The organism is Rahnella aceris, assembly GCF_011684115.1.
Classification (GTDB): domain Bacteria; phylum Pseudomonadota; class Gammaproteobacteria; order Enterobacterales; family Enterobacteriaceae; genus Rahnella; species Rahnella aceris.
Map to the genome: position 1 here is coordinate 896118 of NZ_JAADJV010000001.1, position 21756 is coordinate 917873.

Genomic DNA, 21756 nt, shown 5'->3' on the forward strand with positions numbered 1-21756 from the left:
GTCCCCCTTTTAGCGCGCATGGCGCAGGCGTGGATTGCACCAGATCGCCAGTAAGTCGGCGGTGGTGTTGAGGAAAATGTAAGTGCCGCCAAACAGCAGGCCACAGGCCTGAACCACCGGCAGGTCGCGCTTGGTTACCGCATCCACCATGTATTGCCCGATACCCGGATAGACAAACACCACTTCCACCAGGATCACACCGACCACCAGATAGGCCAGATTGAATGCCACCACGTTGATGATCGGTGCAAGGGCGTTTGGCAGCGCGTGCGCGACCACGATGCGCCAGCGCGGAATGCCTTTAAGCACCGCGCTTTCAATATATGGGCTGGCCATCACCGCAGTGACTGAGGCGCGCGTCATGCGCAGCATGTGTGCCAGCACCACCAGCGTCAGGGTGAGCATCGGCAGGGTGCAGACGTAAAGCCGGTCGATGAACGACGAACTGCTGTCGACCATTGCCAGACTCGGGAACCAGGTCAGACGAATGGCGAAGGCGATCACCAGAATGTAGCCGACAAAAAACTCCGGCACCGAAATGCTGATGAGCGTCAGGGTATTTGCCAGCCGGTCAAAAACGGAACCGCGCCAGATGGCTGATGCGATCCCCAAACCGACAGCCAGCGGAATAGCGATCACCGCAGCGTATCCGGCGAGGAACAGCGTGTTCGCCAGACGTGGCAGCAGTTCGTCGCTGATGGCGCGACCGTTCGCCAGCGAATGCCCTAAGTCGCCGTGCATAATACCCGCCAGCCAGTGCAGATAGCGCAGCACAGACGGTTCATCCAGCCCGAGTTGCAGGCGCAACGCGGCAACGGTTTCAGGCGTGGCGCTCTGGCCTAAAATGGCCGTCGCGACGTCGCCGGGCAGCATTTCCGTGCCGATAAAAATCAGCACAGAAACCAGCCACAGCGTGATAATGCCTAACAGGATCCGCTGTAAAATCCGTTTTTTCATCATGCCTCCAGCCAGACGCGCTCGGCCAGACGACCACCCATGAAGTTGAACATCGGATGTGGCCTGATACCGCCGACTTTTTTGCTGGCTGCATCAAGATAATCGCCAAACAGCGGGATCATTGCACCGCCGTCGTCGCGCACGATACTTTGCAGTTCACCATAGATTTCAGCGCGTTTGCCTTCATCAAGCAGGGAACGTGCCTGCAACAGCAGGGCATCAAACTTCTCATCTTTCCAGTGGGTGTCGTTCCATTTGGCAGTCGACTGATAAGCGGTGGAGAACATCTGGTCAGCCGTCGGACGTCCGCCCCAGTAACCCATGCTGAACGGGGCTTTCATCCATACATCGTCCCAGTAGCTGTCGGCGGGCTGGCGTTTGATGTTGACCTGAATGCCGCCTTTTTGTGCTTGCCCCTGGAACAGGGCGGCCGCGTCGAGCGCACCGGCAAAAGCGGCGTCAGAGGAGGACAGTTCGATGTTGAGATCCGTCAGACCGGCTTTTTTCAGGTAGAACTTCGATTTGTCCGGATCGTAAACGCGCTGTTCCAGGCTGTGATTGAAGAAGCGGTCTGTCTTCGGGATCGGATGGTCGTTGCCCAGCGAACCGTAGCCGCGCAGCACGGTATCGAGGATTTTCTGACGGTCGATGCCGTGTTTAATTGCCATGCGCACATCGTTGTTGTTGTACGGTGCGACGCTGCAATCCATCAGGAAGGTGAAATGCTGACCGCCGGATGAACGCACAATGTTCAGTGCCGGGCTGCGTTTAAGGAAATCGACGGTTTTGAAATCGACACGGTTAATCGCGTGAACCTGGCCGGAAATCAGGGCATTGGTGCGGGCGGTCGGGTCGTTGATGACCAGCACTTCCACGGCATCAACAAAGGCGCGATCCGGCTTCCAGTAGTTCGGGTTGCGCTTGAACAGCGATCGCACGCCCGGTTCGTACTGATCAAAGATAAAACCGCCGGTACCGATCGGATGCGACCAGTCGGTAAAGCCGTTGGGTACCACCACCAGATGGTAATCCGCCAGCAGATACGGCAGGTCGGCGTTGCCACTTTCAAGCGTGATCAGGATCTGGTTGTCGCCCTGTTTGGTCAGACCGGTAATCGGGGCCAGTTGAGTTTTGATGGCGCTTTTGGATTTGTCGCCGCGATGCAGGTTGATGGAATAAAGAATGTCATCTGCATCCAGTTTTTTACCATTATGGAAGGTGACGCCATCACGAACGGTAAACACCCACTCGGTGGCACCGGGTTTGGCTTCCCAGGCGGAGAACAATTCAGGCGTGGCTTTGCTATTTTCATCAATTTCAATCAGGCCGTTCATCAGCATATATGCCTGATTTAATGGCACCCAGTCGCTGAATAATGTCGGGTCCAGCGTATCACTGGTATTTCCCCCTGACATACCCAGTTTTAATATGCCGCCTTTTTTCGGCTCAGCAGCAAAAGCAGAGAATGGTGAAAAGCCCATAGCACTGGTAATACCCACAGCAGAAACGCTGGTAATAAAGCCGCGACGGCTAAGTTGTGCATCCTGCATTAATTTCGTCAAAGGGGAATTATTATCTTTCATTAATTATCTCCATAGTACGTGCTGGAATTTTATAGGTGCAGGCGAAATACCCCGGGTGTTTCTAAATTGGCGCAATGGATTGCCTTGATGATTTATATCAAAACCCCCTGTTGAACTTGCATGAGAATTTATCATGAGGGTATGCGAAAAATGCGCGGCAGAACACCCTGAAAAGCTTTATTTTTCTCAGCTATCAACGTCTGGAAAGGGAAGTGACCGGTGGAACTGCATACGGTTGTCGGTTTAATTGGCGTGTTTTGCTATCTTCTGGCTTATGCGCTGGTTCAAATGCGCAGGCTAGCGGTTGATGCTAACAGTTACGCCTATCTTAATATAATCGGCGGCGTGTTTGGCCTGTATTCGTTAAGTCATGATTTCAACCTTGCATCCTGTATTTCGCAGTCATGCTGGCTGTTATTCACATTAATTGGTATGAATTCTGCGAGAAAACGCAGATATCTGGAGAAAAACAAAATACCGCCAGCCGATGTCAATTCATAATATTTTATTATGACGTCGGATTATTATTATTTTTCATAAATCACTGTGAACATGATCTCGTCAATCCTGCTGAATATTCATTGCCAGACCGGATATCCGGCCTGGCAAATTCATTCACTTTACGGCTGTTTTAACCAGTTAATGACTTTATGCACCACAGGTTTGAGGAACCGGTCCTGCGGCGTCAGCATGTAGCATTTTCCGGTGGCAGCCAGTTTGCCGGGATGTGCGGCGACCAGTTGGCCGTTATTGATGTAATCCTGCACCAGTCCTTCCCAGCCCAGCAAAATCCCATCTCCCAGCACCGCCGACTGCACCAGAAACGGATAGTTGTTGGCCCGCCATGTTCTGCGCGGCGTGACGAAGCTGACGTCCTGCGACGCAAACCAGTCGCGCCAGCCGGTCCATTCGCGTTGCGGGTCATCCTGAATAAGCAATGTCTGTTCAAGTAAATCGGCGGCGCTGGCGTCAGGTGGCATACGGCTGAGGAATGACGGCGAGCACATCGGATAACAGACTTCGTCAAACAGCGCCTGTACGTGATAACCGGGCGGTGGCTCGCGCAGATAGAAGATAGCCAGATCAAATTCTGATGACTTGAGATCTGAAAAGCTGTCGGAAATCTTCATGCGGATTTGCAGGTCGGGCAGCAACTGGCGCAACGAGGAAAGACGCGACGAAAGCCACAGGCCGCTCATGGCGCTGGTGCAGGCCAGCGTGACCTGCGGCAAACCGTTCCAGCCCATGACTTCCGCCGTGGATTGCGAAATATCACCCAGTAATTTACGCACTTGTTGCGCATAGGTTTCACCGCGCGGCGTCAGGGTCGTTTTACGCTGGGCGCGCTGGAAAAGCTTACAACCGAGCATTTCCTCCAGTTGAATGATCTGGCGGCTGATGGCGCTTTGGGTAAGATTCAGCTCGTCGGCTGCCCGGGAAAAACTGCAATAACGCGCCACGCATTCAAAAGCCACCAGCGTGTTCAGTGGCGGTAACGGTTCTATCTGCACGGTAAAAGTGTCTCCGGATGGACGTTTAGCAGTTTTCCAGCATCTGAGAAATCGTCAGGCCCACCTGCTGGATGGCGCGTTCAGTTTTTGCTGTCAGGGGCTGTGCATAATTGATGCGCAGGCAATTGCGGTATTTGCCAGAAGCAGAGAATATCGAACCGATGGCAATTTGCACTAAATGCTCTTCGAGCAGCCGGTTCAGCCGCTGTGTATCCACGCGTTCATCAAGTTCGATCCACAGCAAAAAACCGCCCTGGGGGCGGCTAACCCGGGAGCCGCACGGAAAATATTTCATCACCCAGTCAGTCATGGTGCACAGATTGCGCTGGTACTGGTTACGTATCCGGCGCATGTGCTGCAGATAATGCCCCTGTTTGATGAAATCCGCGATAGCGATTTGTGGCAGCGTAGCCGAGGCGCCGGTGGTGATGTATTTCATGTGCAGCGCACGGTCGTGATAGCGACCCGGCGCGATCCAGCCGACGCGTAAACCGGGCGCCAGCGTTTTGGAAAACGAACTGCACAGCAATACGCGGCCATCTTCATCGAAAGAGGTAATGGTGGCAGGGCGCGGATACTGATACGCCAGTTCACCATAAACATCGTCTTCGATAATGGCGATATCGTAGCGTTGCGCCAGACGCAGCAGGCTTTTCTTACGGTCATCAGGCATGTTGTAACCGAGCGGATTATTGCAGTTGGGCGTCAGTTGTATGGCTTTGACCGGCCACTGTTCCAGTGCCATTTCCAGCGCTTCCAGACTGATCCCGGTCACCGGATCGGTCGGGATTTCCAGCGCTTTCATGCCAAAACCTTTCAGGGTTTGCATCGCCCCGTGAAAACTCGGCGAATCCACCGCCACGATATCGCCGTGTTCGCAGACCGAACGGATGGCGATAGACAGCGCTTCATGACAACCGGTGGTGATCAGAATATTGCTGGCATCCATATGGCTGCCGCTGTCAATCATCAGACGGGCGATCTGTTCGCGTAATTCTTCTGAGCCGTAAATGCTGTCGTAATGAAACGCGTTGAGATTCTGATGCTGGCCGGCGCGCCCCATCAGGCGGCTGAGGGGCCTGAGCGTGGCAGCCGTAACATCCGGCGAGCCCCGCCCGAGCTGCACCACGCCGGGACGGTGCGGGGAAGTAATCAGTTCGAGTACCTGATCCCACTGGGAAATATCCACCGGACGTTGCGTCGGGCGGCAAACTGCCGGAAGCGCTGCCTGCAAGCGTGCATCTTTGACAAAGTAGCCTGATTTTGGTCGTGCCTCCACCAGCTGTTTTTCTTCCAGCACGCGGTAGGCCTGCTGAACCGTGCTGACGCTGACGCCATGTTCACTGCTTAACACCCGCACCGAAGGCAGCCGGATACCCGCCGGATACAGCCCCTGCTCAATACGGTCACTCAAGACATTTGCCAGATTTTCGTAACGATTCATTATCTTTTCCTCAACGCCTGCGCAAAGAAAGCAGTACAGATGGACACAATCTAACGCTGAATCTGTCATCAGATCCAGATCTGTATGGTCGAAATATAAAAAAACTGAATCTGTAATGTTTTTACTGTTTGTAAGATCCTGATGTCAGGTCGTCAACGGGAGCAGAATATGAAAAATATCATTGAAGAACGGCAGTTTGCCGGATGTGAGACACGCGCTTGTGCTGATATCTTGGGGGCGGATAGGGCAGTACAGATGCCGCAAAAAAAGAGCGGATGGATAAAACAGTTGTTTGCTATCGTGCATGGCTGGAATGAGCGCCGCGTCAGCCGCAAGATTTTGCATTCGCTGAGTGCTGATCAATTGAAAGATATCGGGCTGGCGAAATCGGATATCGACAGAGAGTATCCGAAAGCCATTTGGCCGAACTGGCCGAAGTGATTATGCTCCCTCCCCTGCGAAGGGGAGGGCCGGGGTGGGGTATTAAGGTCAAAAAAATAAGCTGAAGTTTCTCCAACTCTTTATTTTGTCTGTAAAACCCCCTCCCAACCTCCCCCTTCGCAGGGGGAGGAGCAGTCATGAGTTTTATTTAACCTGCATACCCGGCTGTGCGCCGGAATCCGGGCTGAGCAGGAAGATGTCTTTTCCGCCTGGGCCCGCCGCCATCACCATTCCTTCAGAGATGCCGAAGCGCATTTTACGCGGTGCGAGGTTAGCGACCATGATGGTCAGACGGCCTTCCAGTGCTTTCGGATCAGGATACGCAGAGCGGATACCGGAGAAAATCTGACGGGTTTCACCGCCCAGATCCAGTTGCAAACGAAGCAGTTTGTCTGAACCTTCCACGAAATCAGCGCTCTTGATCAGGGCAATACGCATATCCACTTTGGCGAAATCATCAAACGTGATGGTTTCCTGAATCGGGTCATCGGCCAGCGGACCGGTTGTCGGTACTTTGGCAGCTGCGATGTCTTCTTTCGAGGCATCAACCATCGCGGTGACTTTATCCAGTTCGATACGGTTAAACAGCGCTTTGAACGGATTTACCTGATGCGACAACAATGGTTGGGCAATCGCGTCCCAGTCCAGTGTGGTATTCAGGAAGGCTTCTGTGCGCTCTGACAGTGAAGGCAGAACCGGCTTCAGATAGGTCATCAGTACGCGGAACAGGTTGATGCCCATTGAGCAGATGGCCTGCAGGTCGGCATCACGGCCTTCCTGTTTTGCGACAACCCACGGTGCCTGTTCATCGACATAACGGTTTGCCAGGTCAGCCAGCGCCATGATTTCGCGGATTGCACGGCCTGATTCACGGCTGTCATACGCCTGAGCAATGCTTTCAGCGGCATCGGTGAAGGTTTTGTACAGCGTTTCATCGGCCAGCGTGTCAGCCAGTTTGCCGTCAAAACGTTTGGCGATGAAACCGGCATTACGTGAGGCCAGGTTAACCACTTTGTTCACGATATCAGCGTTAACGCGCTGCACGAAATCTTCCAGATTCAGGTCGATATCGTCGATGCGTGAAGACAGTTTCGCGGTGTAGTAATAACGCAGGCAGTCCGCATCCAGATGGTTCAGATAAGTGCTGGCTTTGATGAACGTGCCACGAGACTTGGACATTTTTGCGCCGTTGACGGTGACATAACCGTGCACAAACAGGTTGGTCGGCTTGCGGAAACCGCTGCCTTCCAGCATGGCAGGCCAGAACAGGCTGTGGAAATAAACGATGTCTTTACCAATAAAGTGATACAGCTCGGTGGTGGAATCTTTTTTCCAGAACTCGTCAAAATTCAGGTCACTGCGGCGGTCGCACAGGTTTTTGAATGAACCCATGTAGCCGATTGGCGCATCCAGCCAGACGTAGAAATATTTGCCCGGCGCATCAGGAATTTCAAAGCCGAAGTATGGCGCATCGCGTGAGATATCCCACTGTTGCAGACCATGCTCGAACCACTCCTGCATTTTGTTTGCCACTTGTTCCTGCAACGCGCCCGAACGGGTCCACGCCTGCAACATCGCGCTGAATTCAGGTAAGTCAAAGAAGTAGTGCTCGGAATCACGCAACACCGGCGTCGCACCGGAGACCACAGATTTCGGGTCAATCAGTTCCGTCGGGCTGTAGGTTGCGCCACACACTTCACAGTTATCGCCGTACTGATCCGGTGATTTACATTTCGGGCAGGTGCCTTTAACGAAACGGTCTGGCAGGAACATGCCTTTCTCAGGATCGTACAACTGCGAAATGGTGCGGTTTTTGATAAAACCGTTTTCTTTCAGACGACCATAAATCAGCGCAGACAGCTCACGGTTTTCGTCGCTGTGCGTGGAGTGATAGTTGTCGTAGCTGATGCCGAAGCCGGCGAAATCTTTCTGATGCTCCTGGCTCATTTCGGCAATCATCTCTTCCGGCCTGATACCGAGCTGCTGCGCTTTCAGCATGATCGGGGTGCCGTGTGCATCGTCCGCACAGATGAAATGCACTTCATTGCCGCGCATTCGCTGGTAACGGACCCAGACGTCAGCCTGGATGTGCTCGAGCATGTGACCGAGATGGATGGATCCGTTGGCGTACGGAAGTGCACAGGTTACCAAAATTTTTTTCGCGACTTGAGCCATAGTAAGAGCTTGCTTTCTGTAGTTGAAATCAGGGGCATTGATGTTAACCGAAAGCGCCGCCCCGCGTAAACAAACGGGGGATCTCCTTACGTGTGTTCTGTTATGCTTATGGATAGATAAATAGTCTGATAACCCCCTTTCAAGGAGCCGGGATGACATCTCAATCCCCACAGCAGACCACACCCGCAGGGCTGCGCGCACTCGTGACCGGCGTACTGGCCACCTTCCGCCATTCCACACTGCAAAAAGATTTGCCCGCGATGAAAGCGTTGCATCACTGCGTGTTAATGGATGACGTTTTACATATTGATCTGACCCTGCCGTTCGCCTGGAACAGTGGTTTTGATGTATTAAAAGAACAAACCAGCAGCGAATTGTTGCGGGTGACCGGCGCTTCGGCCATTCAGTGGAATCTGCGCCACGATATTGCCACCATCAAACGGGCAAACGATCAGCCGGGTATCAAAGGTGTGCGCAATATTCTGGCGGTCAGTTCGGGTAAAGGCGGGGTAGGGAAATCGACCACGGCGGTGAACCTGGCGCTGGCGCTGGCAGCAGAAGGTGCCAAAGTCGGTATTCTGGACGCCGATATTTACGGCCCGTCAGTACCGAATATGCTGGGCACTGAGGAAGAACGCCCGACCTCGCCGGACGGCGTGCACATGTCGCCGATTATGGCACACGGCCTGGCGACCAACTCGATTGGCTATCTGGTGACGGATGAAAATGCCATGGTGTGGCGCGGGCCGATGGCCAGTAAAGCGCTGATGCAGATGCTTCAGGATACGCTGTGGCCTGATCTGGATTATCTGGTCATCGATTTGCCGCCGGGTACGGGTGATATTCAGCTGACGCTGTCGCAAAACATCCCGGTTACCGCCGCCTTAGTGGTCACGACGCCGCAGGATATTGCGCTGCTCGATGCAATGAAAGGCATCGTGATGTTTGAAAAAGTGCATGTGCCGGTTCTGGGGATTGTAGAGAACATGAGTATGCATGTGTGCAGCAACTGCGGGCATCACGAACCGATTTTCGGTACCGGTGGCGCACAACGTCTGGCTGAGAAATACCGCTGTGATTTACTGGCGCAATTGCCGCTGCATATTTCGTTGCGTGAAGATTTAGATCGTGGTGAGCCAACAGTTGTTTCCAATCCTGAAAGTGAATTCACGGCAATTTACCGTGAGCTGGCGGCAAAAATTGCGTCACAACTGTTCTGGAAAGGCGATGCCATCCCGACAGAAATTGCCTTCAGAGCCGTTTAATCCCCCAACTCTGTGAATTATTGCCTGATGTCAGCGATTACACAGCCTTAACGCTGGCATCGGGCAGTGTGTTGTACTTATAATTGGCGCGTTCAAAGCATATATCTGTGCTTGCCTTCCAACTTCCAAATCAGGTCTTTAATTTTATGTCTGACAAATTCCATCAGTGTGTCATCGTGGGTATCGCTGGCGCATCTGCTTCGGGAAAAAGCCTCATCGCCAGTACGTTATACCGTGAACTTCGTGATCAGGTCGGTGATGAGCATATCGGGGTGATCCCGGAAGATTGCTACTATAAAGACCAAAGTCACATGACCATGGAAGAGCGGGTCAAAACCAACTACGACCATCCCAGTGCGATGGACCACAATTTGCTGTTCCAGCATTTACAGGCAATGAAGTCTGGTCAGGCGATTGAATTGCCAAGCTACAGTTTCATTGAGCATACCCGTCTGCCTGAGACGGTGACCCTTAAACCGAAGAAAGTGATTATCCTGGAAGGGATCCTGCTCCTGACCGATGCACGTTTGCGTGACGAAATGAATTTCTCCATTTTCGTCGATACTCCGCTGGATATCTGTCTGATGCGCCGTATGAAGCGTGACGTCAATGAACGTGGTCGTTCGATGGATTCTGTGATGGCGCAGTATCAGAAAACGGTTCGTCCAATGTTCCTGCAATTTATCGAGCCTTCAAAACAATACGCAGACATCATTGTGCCGCGCGGCGGCAAAAACCGGATTGCGATTGATATCCTCAAGGCTAAAATCAGCCAGTTCTTCAATTAATCGCGGAACAATCCGTTAAAACCATACCGGAGATACGATGAGACTTTGCGACCGAGATATAGAGGCCTGGCTGGACAGCGGCAAATTAGGTATTTCACCCCGTCCTCCGGTCGAACGGATTAATGGTGCAACGGTAGATGTGCGTCTGGGTAACGGATTTCGCGTTTTCCTCGGGCACAATGCGGGTTATATCGATCTGAGTGGCCCTAAAGACGAAGTCAGCGCTGCACTCGATAAAGTGATGAGTGATGAGATTGTGTTGCCGGAAGGCGAGGCGTTCTTCCTGCATCCGGGCGAACTGGCACTGGCGGTGACCTTTGAGTCTGTCACCATTCCTGACGATCTGGTGGGCTGGCTGGACGGACGCTCTTCACTGGCGCGTCTCGGGCTGATGGTGCACGTGACCGCACACCGCATTGATCCGGGCTGGCAGGGGCGTATTGTTCTCGAGTTTTATAATTCAGGTAAGCTCCCGCTGGCGCTTCGCCCGGGAATGTTGATTGGCGCGCTGAGTTTTGAACCGTTATCCGGTTCTGCTGCACGGCCATACAATAGCCGTCAGGACGCGAAATACCGCGACCAGCAAAGCGCTATTGCCAGTCGTATTGATAAAGACTGATTCTGTTTTTTATCCGTTTACCGGATAAAAACGTGAGGAAGGCATGAGAAGACTCCTGACAACACTGGTGATTTTACTGGTGGTTATCATTGCCGGTATGACTTCGCTGGTATTCCTGATTAACCCGAACGATTTCCGCCAGTACATGGTAGAGAGGGTCGAGGTGAAAAGCGGCTATCAACTGGCTATCAACGGTTCCCTGCGCTGGCATGTCTGGCCGCAGCTCAGCATCATTGCCGGACAGACCTCTCTGACCGCGCCTGGGGCTAAGGCACCGGTTGTCAGCGCTGAGAACATGCGGCTGGATGTCAAACTCTGGCCTCTTATTTCTCATCAGCTCGCGGTTAAGCAGGTTCTGCTGAAAAACGCCGTCATTCGTTTAACGCCGGAAACGGAAGAGAATCAGCCCAATGCACCGGTCGCACCTTCTACGCCAACGCCTGTTGCGCCCGGCGCATCCGAACTTGAAGCGGGCTGGAAATTTGATATTGATAAAATCAGCGTGGCTGACAGTTTACTCATCTGGCAGCGCGGTGATGACGAGCAGATCAACGTGCGTGATATCAATCTGGAAATGGAAAAGAATGACAACCGTCAGGCTAGTATCCAGCTTTCAAGTCGCATAAACCGCGACCAGCGCGATCTGTCGTTCACCATGAAAGCCGACCTGGATATGCAGCACTATCCGCAGGCTGTCGCTGCCAGCATCAGCAAGTTCACTTATCAACTGAACGGTGCCGATATCCCGGTGAAAGGCCTTCAGGGGAATGGTTCCATGCAGGTGAGCTATCAGCGTGATAACAATATGCTGACGCTGAACCAGCTGGCGCTGTCGGCCAATGATAATCAGATCTCCGGCACGGCCTCTGCGAAGCTGGGAGAACTGGCGGATTATCAGCTCAATTTAACCGCTGATAAGCTTGATCTTGATGCGCTTTCCGGCTGGCAGCCTGATACGCAGGAAGAATCGTCGCAAACCGCGCAGTCTGTGACGTCAGCACCCGTTATCGCCCGTGATGTGGATGAACAGCCAAACGGGCTGAATGATTTGCAAACCTTCAATGCTACCCTGGCGCTGAAAGTTGCTGATCTCACTTATCGCGGTATGAAAATCCAGAACCTTGCCCTGAATGCGGTCAATCATCAGGGCCAGGTTTCCTTGCCGGCATTTAGCGGCAACCTGGGAACAGGGCGCTTTTCTCTGCCAGGCACCCTGGATGTCACGGGGAATAAAATTCAGGTCCATCTGACACCGGATGTGGACAGCATTGAACTGGGTGATTTACTGACAGCTTACGGGTTACCGAAAGTCCTTACCGGGAGCTTCTCTATGCAAGGGAATGTTAACGGAGAAGGGTTGTCGGCCGTTGATTTTGCACGGCGATGGCAAGGCGAGGGGCAGCTTTCAATGGATAACGCGCGTCTGAATGGCCTTAATATTCAGCAACTCATTCAGCAGGCGGTCAGCCGTAATACCAGTAATGTTCAGGGGCTTGAAAAGTATGAGCACTATAGCCAGATCGATACGCTGAAAGCGCAGGGACATCTGGCCGAAGGTACACTGACGCTGAATAATCTTGAAGGTCAGTCGCCAATGGTGTCTGCGAAAGGTGACGGAACAATCGATATGTCGAATCAAAAGGTGGATATGAACCTGCTGATCCGCGTTACCGGTGGCTGGAAAGGTGACAATAATCTGATCAATACCCTGAAAACGACAGACATCCCGTTGCGGGTTTACGGACCCTGGGCTCAGATGGGATATCAGCTGCAGGTGGACCAGATACTGAGGCGTACGTTTGAACAAAGCGCTCGCAGCGCCCTTCAGAACTGGGTCGACAAGCGTAAGGACAGTAAAGAAAAAAGCGATGTTGAGAAATTACTCAACAAATAATCTCTTTTCTAAGCCAATTCTGAGCATAAACAAAACGGGGTGCCATCGCAGGCACCCCGTTTTGTTTACAGGATTGAGTCAGACTTCGTAATCGTCTTCAGAGGCGGTATCAGGTGGCGTGATCTTCACTTTTAAAATGCGGTGACTGCTGACTTCTAAAGGCTCAAACAGATAGTCATTAATGTGTATCTGCGCGCCCACCTGCGGGATACTTTGGGTATATTCCATCAGCAGACCGGCCAGCGTGTGATATTCCCTTTTTTCATCCACCGGCAGGGAAATATACATCACCAGATCGTCAAGCGGCATGTAGCCGTTGGCTATCCAGCTTCCATCCTCCTGCTGCTGGATATCATGCCGTGCATCAGGCGTTTCGTCAGACTCTGGCAGGTTACCGGCAATGGTTTCCATCACATCCGTCAGGGTCACGATCCCTTCGACAGAACCAAATTCATCGACCACGAAAGCAAAATGCGTTTTTGCCTGGCGGAATTGTTCAAGGGCCATCAGCAGAGAAAGCTGTTCCGGGAAAATCAGAGGCTGGCGGATCAGCGCCTTAAGATCCAGTTCATTTTGCAGCAGTTGTTGTTTGAGCAGGTCGACAACGTGCACAACGCCAAGCGGTTCGTCGGTGGAGCTGTCTTCGGTGACCAGCATACGGGTATGTTGGTTATCAGCGATTTGCTGCGTCAGCACGTCGACAGGGTCATTAAGTTCAAGATGGTCTACGTCGTGGCGGGAGGTCATTACGCTGCTGACGGTGCGTTGCCCGAGTCCCAGCACGCGTTCAATCATGTGACGCTCCTGCTGGTTGAAAATTGCATCTTCTTCGTCAGCGCTGTCTGCAATCATGTTTGAGGAGTGAGCATCAAGTTCGGCTTCTTCATGTTTGCCACGCAAGACGCGCAATACGGTTTCTGCAGTGCGTTCACGCAGAGAGCGGCGCGAGGATAAAAAGCGTTTGCGGTTAAACTGTGCCAGCTGATTCAGCCCTTCAATGATCACGGAGAAACCGATCGCGGCATACAAATACCCTTTCGGGATAACATAGCCAAAACCTTCGGCAACCAGGCTGAAGCCGATCATCAGCAGGAAACTGAGACATAAGATGACGATAGTCGGATGCGCATTCACGAAACGTGTCAGTGGTTTACTGGCTAACAGCATCAGGCCGATAGCAATACACACCGCCACCATCATGACGGCCAGATGCTCAACCATCCCGACCGCGGTAATCACTGAGTCGAGTGAAAAGACCGCATCCAGCACGACAATCTGAGCAACGACCGGCCAGAATTTAGCACCGCGCTGCTGATGGCTTTGTTCTTCATCTTTGCCTTCGAGTCGTTCATTAAGCTCCATCGTCGCCTTGAACAACAGGAATATCCCCCCCGCAAGCATAATCATATCGCGCGCGCTGAACGGATGCCCGAGCACGGCAATAAGAGGGCGGGTCAGTGTCGAAAGCCAGGAAATGCAGGCCAGCAGAAGTAAGCGCATGACGAGGGCCAGTAAAAGCCCGGTGACGCGAGCCTTGTCACGCTGCTGACGCGGAAGTTTTTCCGCCAGGATGGCAATGAAAATGAGATTGTCTATCCCCAGGACAATTTCGAGAACTACCAGGGTCGCAAGCCCGGCCCAAATCGAGGGATCGGCGATCCATTCCATATTGCGTTTTTCACCTTTGGTTACACGACGATTGTCGCACGTTGAATAATGGGCGCCAGCGCCCCAAATTTCAAATCTAAAACAGCGGTCTAGGCAAACTGGCAAGGGGGCCCGGGGGAAGAAGGATGAGATGTGATAAAAAGCCGTCAGGACTGATTTGGAAAGCAGCAAGTTACGATTATTAAATCACCGAACAGGTATAACATTCCTAAAAATAAGCCTTTAGCTTACTGTTTGGTGCGGCTTACTGGTATCGTAACTGAATTAACATAATCGTGTTTGAGTCCTAAAGTCATGAGTATGGTCTCCCTAAACCAAATCACAGAGACTATACTCATGGAAGAACTATCGGATTGGGAATTTAAATCAATTTTACAATTTCAGTTCAGAGAAATCCCTGACGCGTTTGGATGGTAACTGACTGAATTTACACACCATAGGTTTCAAGGAGTATCCTTTACAATGTTAAAAGCTGTTATCCCTGTTGCCGGTCTGGGCACACGTATGTTGCCAGCGACGAAAGCCATTCCAAAAGAAATGCTGCCTATCGTCGATAAGCCTTTGATCCAGTACATCGTTAATGAATGTGCTGCGGCGGGCATCAAAGAAATCATTCTGGTCACACACTCTTCGAAAAACGCGATCGAAAACCACTTCGATACCTCTTTCGAGCTGGAAAGTATGCTTGAATCCCGTGTGAAACGTCAGCTGCTGGAAGAAGTGCAGTCTATCTGCCCGAAAGGCGTGACCATCATGAACGTACGTCAGGGGCAATCAAAAGGCCTTGGGCATGCGGTTCTGTGTGCAAAACCTCTGATTGGTAATTCTCCTTTCGCGGTTATTCTGCCAGACGTTTTGATGGATGATTCCACCAGCGATCTGCGTAAAGATAACCTTGCTGCCATGCTTCGTCGCTTCCAGGAAACTGGCAACAGCCAGGTCATGGTTGAAGAAGTGCCGGAGAAAGACGTTTCCAAGTACGGTATTGTTAACTGCAACGGCGTAGAAGTTGAGCCGGGCGAAAGCGCGCCAATGACGGCTATCGTTGAAAAGCCGGAACTGAAGGACGCGCCATCAAACCTTGCGGTTGTCGGCCGTTATGTTCTGTCCGAAGCTATCTGGCCACTGCTGGCAGTGACACCGTACGGTGCAGGTAATGAAATTCAGCTGACTGATGCCATTGCCATGCTGATGAAAAAACATACTGTTGAAGCCTTCTCCATGACTGGCCGTTCACATGACTGTGGTGATAAGCTCGGTTATATGAAGGCGTTTGTTGAGTATGGTATTCGCCATAACACGCAGGGCGAAGCGTTCAAGGCATGGTTGAAAGAGTTTGCCGAAGAGTAAAAATTGATTGACTTCGAGCAATAAAAAGCACCGAATTTTCGGTGCTTTTTTTTATCTGAAGTGATATTTAGAAAATAATTCAGGCCGGACTAGCCCATCAGCCTGAATTTATAATCAGTTATGTTCGTTAAGTAGTTGGGTCAGATACGCGCCATAAGCAGTTTTGCTCATTAATGCAGCTTGTTCAGCAACACGCTCTTTGCTCAACCATCCTTTACGAAACGCAATCTCTTCCAGACAAGCTACTTTAAAACCTTGTCGTTTCTCAATGGTGTGGACGAATTGTGAAGCCTCAATCAGGCTATCATGTGTTCCTGTATCGAGCCACGCAAAACCTCGGCCCAGAAGCTCCACCTGCAATTGACCTTTCTCAAGATACATTTCGTTTAATGTCGTTATCTCAAGCTCACCACGATGAGATGGCTTAACTTGTTTAGCCATTTCAACGATATTTTTGTCATAGAAATAGAGTCCGGTCACTGCCCACTGAGATTTTGGTTTTAATGGTTTTTCCTCAATGGAAAGTGCTTTAAAGTCCTTATCAAATTCAACCACGCCAAAACGCTCGGGGTCTTGAACCTGATAGCCGAAGACTGTTGCGCCCGTTTCTCGTTTAGCAACGGCTTCAAGCTGTTTGCCAAAGCTTTGACCAAAATAGATATTGTCGCCAAGAACAAGTGCACAACGTTCGCCGTTTATAAACTCTTCACCGATGATGAATGCCTGGGCAAGGCCGTCTGGAGATGGCTGTACTGCATACTCGAGTTTAATGCCGAATTGAGAACCATCACCCAGTAAGCGTTGAAAGGATGGCATATCTTCAGGGGTAGAAATCACCAATATTTCATTAATACCTGCCAGCATAAGCACAGATATTGGATAATAAATCATCGGTTTATCATAAATCGGTAACAGCTGTTTCGATACACCGCGGGTTAGGGGGTACAAGCGTGTGCCTGAACCGCCAGCTAAAACGATACCTTTCACTAGATTCTTCTCCTTAAAATTAGTTAGTCAAGCCAAGACGTTCACCGGCATAAGAACCATCCTGAACCCGGCGCCACCAATTTTCATTGTTCAGATACCATTCAACCGTTTTACGAATTCCGCTTTCGAAAGTTTCTTGTGGTTTCCAGCCTAACTCTTGCTCGATCTTACTGGCATCAATGGCGTAACGCATATCGTGACCAGGACGATCTTTCACAAATGTAATCAGTTCGGAGAACTTGGCGATCCCATTTGGTTTTGCGGAAATCAGTTCATCGAGCAACTCACAAATGGTTTTAACGACGTCAATATTTTTGCGCTCATTGTGACCACCAATGTTATAGGTTTCGCCTACGACACCCTCGGTAACCACTTTATAAAGTGCACGGGCATGATCTTCAACATACAGCCAGTCGCGCACCTGTGCGCCATCACCGTATACCGGTAATGCTTTACCTGAAAGTGCGTTAAGAATGATGAGTGGAATGAGTTTTTCCGGGAAATGATAAGGACCGTAATTATTCGAACAATTTGTCACAATAGTAGGGAAGCCGTAAGTGCGCTGCCAGGCTCGCACTAAATGATCGCTGGAGGCCTTAGATGCAGAGTAGGGACTGCTTGGCGCATACGGCGTCGTTTCAGTGAAAAGATCCGTTGTGCCGTGCAAATCGCCATACACCTCATCCGTTGAAATATGATGGAAGCGGAAAGCCGATTTTTCCTCTTCAGGCAGAGAAAGCCAAAAATGTCGGGCTGCTTCCAGAAGCACATAAGTGCCAACAATGTTGGTTTCGATGAAGGCTGCCGGGCCATCAATCGAGCGATCAACATGGCTTTCAGCAGCAAGATGCATAACAGCATCCGGTTGGAAGTCAGTAAAAAGAGTATCCAGTTCTGTGCGATCACAAATATTTGCCTGCGCAAACTGATAGCGGGGATCAGATGATACGGGAAGGAGTGACTCAAGATTGCCCGCGTATGTGAGGCTATCGACAACCAGGACACTATCCTTTGTATTATCAATAATGTGACGAACAACTGCTGAACCGATGAAACCGGCACCACCGGTGATCAAAATTTTCATATATACGTACTCATTTATTAAGTGTTAGCTTTTTCACATGCCCAAAAAATCAGCTATTTCGCTTTTGTCGCGAATAAGAACATAGCGTAGCGCAGAGTTAGTGTAAGCGCAGCTATAATCAGGTGATTCCTGCATTTTCATGCTAAATATTTCTGCAAGCTATATTTAACTAAAATATATCAACGGTCTGTTTGAAAAGTACCCTGCTGTTGTGGGGGGCACACACACAAAATCTTCTGCCAGAACTGGACAGGTATCATATTACTTGTGACTCAGGGTTCTTGTAGGAATTGTCCAATTTGCAGCAAAAACTTGGTTTCAGAGAGGGGGGGCTGTCTCATTATCGGTCACGGTGCTCTGCTGGTCAGTGTATTGCAAATTGCGGATGAGTTTGTAAGCAACGAACCGTATAGTAAAGATACAGTTAGCCGAGAAATGAACTTTTAGCCAGATTCTGAGTGAGCCGCAATAGGCATTTGTGGTACGATTTTTTAGAAAATGGGAATGGCTGAATGCTTCATAAATGGAATTTGTAAGAACGGCATCAACAACCGTTTATACAGCAAAGGTAACGTGTCGTTGGATAATTGCATAACGAGTGAGCTATAAAAATGAATGTTATTGACACAGAAGTTATTGGCGTAAAATTAGTAGAACCTAAAGTTTTCGGTGATGATCGCGGATTCTTTTTGGAAACATTTCAGCAAAATCGCTACAAGGAAATGTTAGAAATCGATCTGGATTTTGTTCAGGATAACCACTCCCGTTCATCGAAAAACGTTCTTCGTGGCTTACATTTTCAAACGTCTAAACCGCAGGGCAAGTTGGTTCGTGTTGTCCGTGGTGAAGTATTTGATGTTGTGGTTGATATCCGTCCAGAGTCCGCAACTTTCGGTAAGTGGGTAGGTGTATATCTTTCGGAAGACAATAAGAATCAGCTGTGGGTACCACCCGGTCTTGCCCATGGCTTTGTGGTGATTTCAGACTTCGCCGATTTTGAGTATAAATGCACTGATTACTATGATCCTCGCAATGAAGGATGTTTGATCTGGAACGATCCTGAAGTCGGGGTAAAATGGCCTGTTGAAAGCCCATTACTTTCGGAAAAAGATGGTAAAGGTAAATCGTTCGGAGAGCTTTTCAAATGAGAGTCTTGCTGACGGGAGCAGAGGGGCAACTGGGGCGCTGTTTTAGTGATCGCGCTGGCGAATCATTGGAAATATTAGCCACTGACAGAAAGCAACTTGATATTACCGACCTTGTTGCAGTTCAAAAAGTTATTGATAGTTTCAAGCCTGATGCCATTGTTAATGCGGCAGCTTATACCGCTGTAGATAAAGCTGAATCTGATTACGATGCCGCCTTTGCCATTAACTGTCAGGCTGTCAAGAATCTGGCAAGCCAGGCCGGTAAGCTCAATATTCCTTTCATCCATGTTTCAACGGATTACGTGTTTAATGGTGAAAGTAAAATTGCCTACAGTGAATCAGACAACTGTGACCCTAAAAGTGTCTATGGGGTGACAAAGCGGGCTGGTGAACTGGAAGTTTTACAATCACCTAAAGGGATTGTGATCCGCACATCGTGGGTATTTAGCGAATATGGTAATAATTTTGTTAAAACAATGCTTCGCCTCGGCGCTCAACGCGATGCTTTGAGTATTGTCGGTGATCAGTACGGTTGTCCAACTTATGCGGGTGATCTGGCTCAGGCTATTATCGAAATACTGTCGATACCTAATTTCAAGCCGGGTTTATATCACTATAGTGGCGATGAAAGCGTTAGCTGGTATCAGTTTGCCCTGAGTATCTTCGCCACTGCGCATGCTTCAGGTTCATATCCCCGGATACCGGCATTATCTTCGATTACTACTGAAGAGTATCCAACACCGGCTGCTCGTCCGCGTTATTCAGTCATGAATACCAATAAACTGAATGCTGCAGGTATTGCACCAGGAAACTGGAAGAAACAACTGGAAACGATTATCCCTAAAATATTGAATGAAGTCAGTGCATAAACGTCGGACGGGTAATTGAGGTTGGTTCAGCCTGCCTCAATTAAATATCAGTGTTAAAAATCATTTCTGTTTTTGATTGAATATAAAATCCCCTCACATATCAGGGGATAGGAAGTGTAAATCATGGTTGCTGACTTAGTGAAATCAGACGTCATTGCCTCGATCGTCTTATTCAATCATACCTATGCCCAGATTGAGCGTACTATCAATTCTCTGCTTCGTGAGCCGCAGATAGCCAAGATTGTATTAGTTGACAATGGTGGTTGCGGCTGGGCATTTTCCCTTAACAATCCGCGTATTATAGTTCTTAAATCCAACAAAAACTGTGGCTTTGGCCACGGGCATAACCAGGCAATGGCGGAGTTTCTACCTCAGTGTGAGTACTTTTTAATCTGTAATCCCGACGTATATTTTAATGAGGGCGTTGTTTCTTATTTATTGGAAGAGTGCCGTTGTCATGGCTACAAATTTGTTTCTCCTCCAATCCGTTATTCAGATGGCTCCAAGCAATATAGCTGTAAACTCTTGCCGACTCCGCTGAATCTCTTTTTAAGACGTTTCATGCCGTCGTTAGCGAAGAAAATGGATCAGCGATATGAAATACAAGATGCCGATTTTAGCAGGAACTTTTCTGTCCCTTCGGTTTCGGGTTGTTTTATGCTAATTTCTTCTGATTTATTAATAAAGCTCAAAGGTTTTGACGAAAGGTACTTTATGTATCTTGAAGATGTTGATCTATGTCGACGAGCGCTGGACCATACTGAAATAATGTATTGTTCAGGTAAAGAAATCATTCATGAGTTTGGTAAGGGGTCATACAAAAATACATCTTTATTAATGTGTCATATTAAATCTTCGATCCTTTATTTTAATAAATGGGGTTGGATTTTTGACAGGAAAAGAAAAGAAGTCAATAAAACTTGCCTGTCCGCGCTCCCGGTGTGTACAAAGAAATGAGTCACGTCATACCTGACGGTTTTGGTTGCTGGGAAATAGGGAAGTGATGCATGTTGTGTGAAAAAATAAAACCGGCTGCCGTTATTGTCTCTTATCAACCGATAATTAATGACCTCATGCATCTCATTGATTCACTCAAAAGACAGGGTGTCGAATCTATCGTCGTGGATAATGGCAGTCTGGGCCGTGAAAAATTTGCAAACTTACGCGAGATTTGCGTCTTTATTGAGCTTGAAAAAAACCTTGGGATTGCGGCAGCACAAAATATAGGTATCAGAAAGGCAGAAGAAAAGGGCGCTGAGTACATCGTATTCTTTGATCAGGACAGTAAAATTGATGAGAATTACATCCGAGCGCTGACACAAGATTTTTTGAGAGTCAGACAATATGACTCCAAAATAGCGACTATAGGACCAGTGTTTACGGATTCCAGGCATGGTTTTTACTATAAAGTTATTGATATTAATCGGTTTGGTTTACGTAAAAAAATAAATCCTGAAAATTATAGTGCCCCTTTTGCAACATCACTGATTATTTCGTCAGGGTCAATGATACCTATCGACGCTATACGTCAGATAGGCTATATGAATGAATCACTTTTTATTGATTATGTCGATACGGAATGGTGTTTGAGAGCAACTAGCCAAGGATACACTATTTATGTAGGGACCTCTGCCCGTATGACACATTCTATTGGCGATAAGATCGTTAGATTTTTCATGTTCAATATTCCCGTACATTCGCCATTCAGAAGATATTATCGTGTACGTAATGCTTTCTTTTTGTTACGAATGAAGCATGTACCTAAACTGATGGTCGTTCGTGAGTTTATTTTCAATTTTATACATCAGGTTATTTTGATTCTTACCCAAAAGAGTAAAAAGAGAGAATACCTACATAGCTTTTTACGAGCTATTAAAGATGGTTTCTTAAATCGCAGACATTGACGTGTATTACTTATTCAAATGATAAAGCCAACAATTGTTGGCTTTATCTGTTTTAAATGCTAGATAAAC

The 21756-nt window shown here is 49.3% G+C and carries 19 protein-coding genes; 11 read left to right on the forward strand and 8 right to left on the reverse strand.

Annotated features, from left to right (window positions below):
• Nucleotides 1-9 precede the first annotated feature (9 nt).
• Nucleotides 10-957 carry an ABC transporter permease gene (locus GW591_RS04060; protein WP_013575056.1) on the reverse strand — a complete coding sequence of 316 codons (948 nt, stop codon included), beginning with the start codon at nt 955-957 and terminating at the stop codon, nt 10-12.
• Nucleotides 957-2540, reverse strand: a complete 1584-nt coding sequence (locus GW591_RS04065; RefSeq protein WP_166860151.1) for an ABC transporter substrate-binding protein — start codon at nt 2538-2540, stop codon at nt 957-959. Before GW591_RS04065 ends, GW591_RS04060 begins: the two co-directional genes overlap by 1 nt.
• A gap of 219 nt (nt 2541-2759) precedes the next feature.
• On the opposite strand from GW591_RS04065, the gene GW591_RS04070 reads away from it, so the two are divergent.
• On the forward strand, nt 2760-3041 hold the full coding sequence (locus tag GW591_RS04070) for a CBU_0592 family membrane protein (RefSeq protein WP_013575058.1): 282 nt from the start codon (nt 2760-2762) through the stop codon (nt 3039-3041).
• Between the two features lie 119 nt (nt 3042-3160).
• Here the strand turns inward: GW591_RS04070 and GW591_RS04075 are convergent, their stop codons facing one another.
• Together GW591_RS04075 and GW591_RS04080 are read right to left on the reverse strand one after the other, a co-directional pair.
• The gene (locus tag GW591_RS04075; RefSeq protein ID WP_166860153.1) at nt 3161-4051 is read right to left on the reverse strand and encodes a LysR substrate-binding domain-containing protein; all 891 of its coding nucleotides are present in this window, start codon (nt 4049-4051) and stop codon (nt 3161-3163) included.
• Between the two features lie 25 nt (nt 4052-4076).
• A complete protein-coding gene (locus tag GW591_RS04080) occupies nt 4077-5495 on the reverse strand; it encodes an aminotransferase-like domain-containing protein (RefSeq protein WP_013575060.1) in 1419 nt (472 codons plus the stop codon).
• 168 nt (nt 5496-5663) lie between these two features.
• On the opposite strand from GW591_RS04080, the gene GW591_RS04085 reads away from it, so the two are divergent.
• Nucleotides 5664-5936: a DUF1127 domain-containing protein gene (locus GW591_RS04085; protein ID WP_013575061.1), complete on the forward strand. Its 273-nt coding sequence runs from the start codon at nt 5664-5666 to the stop codon at nt 5934-5936.
• A gap of 144 nt (nt 5937-6080) precedes the next feature.
• On the opposite strand, the gene metG is transcribed toward GW591_RS04085, so the two are convergent.
• The gene (gene metG, locus GW591_RS04090) at nt 6081-8270 is read right to left on the reverse strand and encodes a methionine--tRNA ligase (protein WP_259463057.1); all 2190 of its coding nucleotides are present in this window, start codon (nt 8268-8270) and stop codon (nt 6081-6083) included.
• Here metG and apbC point away from each other — a divergent pair.
• The 4 genes from apbC to asmA all read left to right on the forward strand — a co-directional run bounded on the left by apbC (nt 8264) and on the right by asmA (nt 12677).
• Nucleotides 8264-9376, forward strand: coding sequence for an iron-sulfur cluster carrier protein ApbC (gene apbC / locus GW591_RS04095; protein WP_013575063.1), 1113 nt, complete (start codon nt 8264-8266; stop codon nt 9374-9376). The two genes, metG and apbC, sit on opposite strands and share 7 nt — an antisense overlap.
• A 146-nt stretch (nt 9377-9522) precedes the next feature.
• A complete protein-coding gene (gene udk, locus GW591_RS04100; RefSeq protein WP_013575064.1) occupies nt 9523-10164 on the forward strand; it encodes a uridine kinase in 642 nt (213 codons plus the stop codon).
• Nucleotides 10165-10201: 37 nt separating this feature from the next.
• Entirely contained in the window at nt 10202-10783 is a 582-nt protein-coding gene (gene dcd / locus GW591_RS04105) for a dCTP deaminase (protein ID WP_013575065.1), read from the forward strand.
• A 43-nt stretch (nt 10784-10826) separates the two neighbouring features.
• Nucleotides 10827-12677: an outer membrane assembly protein AsmA gene (gene asmA / locus GW591_RS04110; protein ID WP_119261472.1), complete on the forward strand. Its 1851-nt coding sequence runs from the start codon at nt 10827-10829 to the stop codon at nt 12675-12677.
• A gap of 78 nt (nt 12678-12755) precedes the next feature.
• On the opposite strand, the gene GW591_RS04115 is transcribed toward asmA, so the two are convergent.
• Nucleotides 12756-14345, reverse strand: a complete 1590-nt coding sequence (locus GW591_RS04115) for a TerC family protein (RefSeq protein ID WP_013575067.1) — start codon at nt 14343-14345, stop codon at nt 12756-12758.
• Between the two features lie 462 nt (nt 14346-14807).
• Between GW591_RS04115 and galU the strand changes: the two genes are divergently transcribed.
• Complete coding sequence (galU, locus tag GW591_RS04120; RefSeq protein ID WP_013575068.1) at nt 14808-15695, forward strand: UTP--glucose-1-phosphate uridylyltransferase GalU; 888 nt, start codon at nt 14808-14810, stop codon at nt 15693-15695.
• Between the two features lie 114 nt (nt 15696-15809).
• Here the strand turns inward: galU and rfbA are convergent, their stop codons facing one another.
• On the reverse strand, nt 15810-16682 hold the full coding sequence (gene rfbA, locus GW591_RS04125; RefSeq protein WP_037034876.1) for a glucose-1-phosphate thymidylyltransferase RfbA: 873 nt from the start codon (nt 16680-16682) through the stop codon (nt 15810-15812).
• Nucleotides 16683-16701: 19 nt separating this feature from the next.
• Complete coding sequence (rfbB, locus tag GW591_RS04130) at nt 16702-17766, reverse strand: dTDP-glucose 4,6-dehydratase (protein WP_119261473.1); 1065 nt, start codon at nt 17764-17766, stop codon at nt 16702-16704.
• A gap of 611 nt (nt 17767-18377) precedes the next feature.
• Between rfbB and rfbC the strand changes: the two genes are divergently transcribed.
• The 4 genes from rfbC to GW591_RS04150 all read left to right on the forward strand — a co-directional run bounded on the left by rfbC (nt 18378) and on the right by GW591_RS04150 (nt 21687).
• Nucleotides 18378-18914: a dTDP-4-dehydrorhamnose 3,5-epimerase gene (gene rfbC, locus GW591_RS04135; RefSeq protein WP_037034871.1), complete on the forward strand. Its 537-nt coding sequence runs from the start codon at nt 18378-18380 to the stop codon at nt 18912-18914.
• Nucleotides 18911-19783 carry a dTDP-4-dehydrorhamnose reductase gene (gene rfbD, locus GW591_RS04140; protein WP_119261474.1) on the forward strand — a complete coding sequence of 291 codons (873 nt, stop codon included), beginning with the start codon at nt 18911-18913 and terminating at the stop codon, nt 19781-19783. Before rfbC ends, rfbD begins: the two co-directional genes overlap by 4 nt.
• Nucleotides 19784-19906: 123 nt before the next feature.
• Entirely contained in the window at nt 19907-20740 is an 834-nt protein-coding gene (locus tag GW591_RS04145) for a glycosyltransferase (RefSeq protein WP_037034867.1), read from the forward strand.
• 50 nt (nt 20741-20790) lie between these two features.
• Nucleotides 20791-21687, forward strand: coding sequence for a glycosyltransferase family 2 protein (locus GW591_RS04150; protein WP_037034865.1), 897 nt, complete (start codon nt 20791-20793; stop codon nt 21685-21687).
• Nucleotides 21688-21756 lie beyond the last annotated feature (69 nt).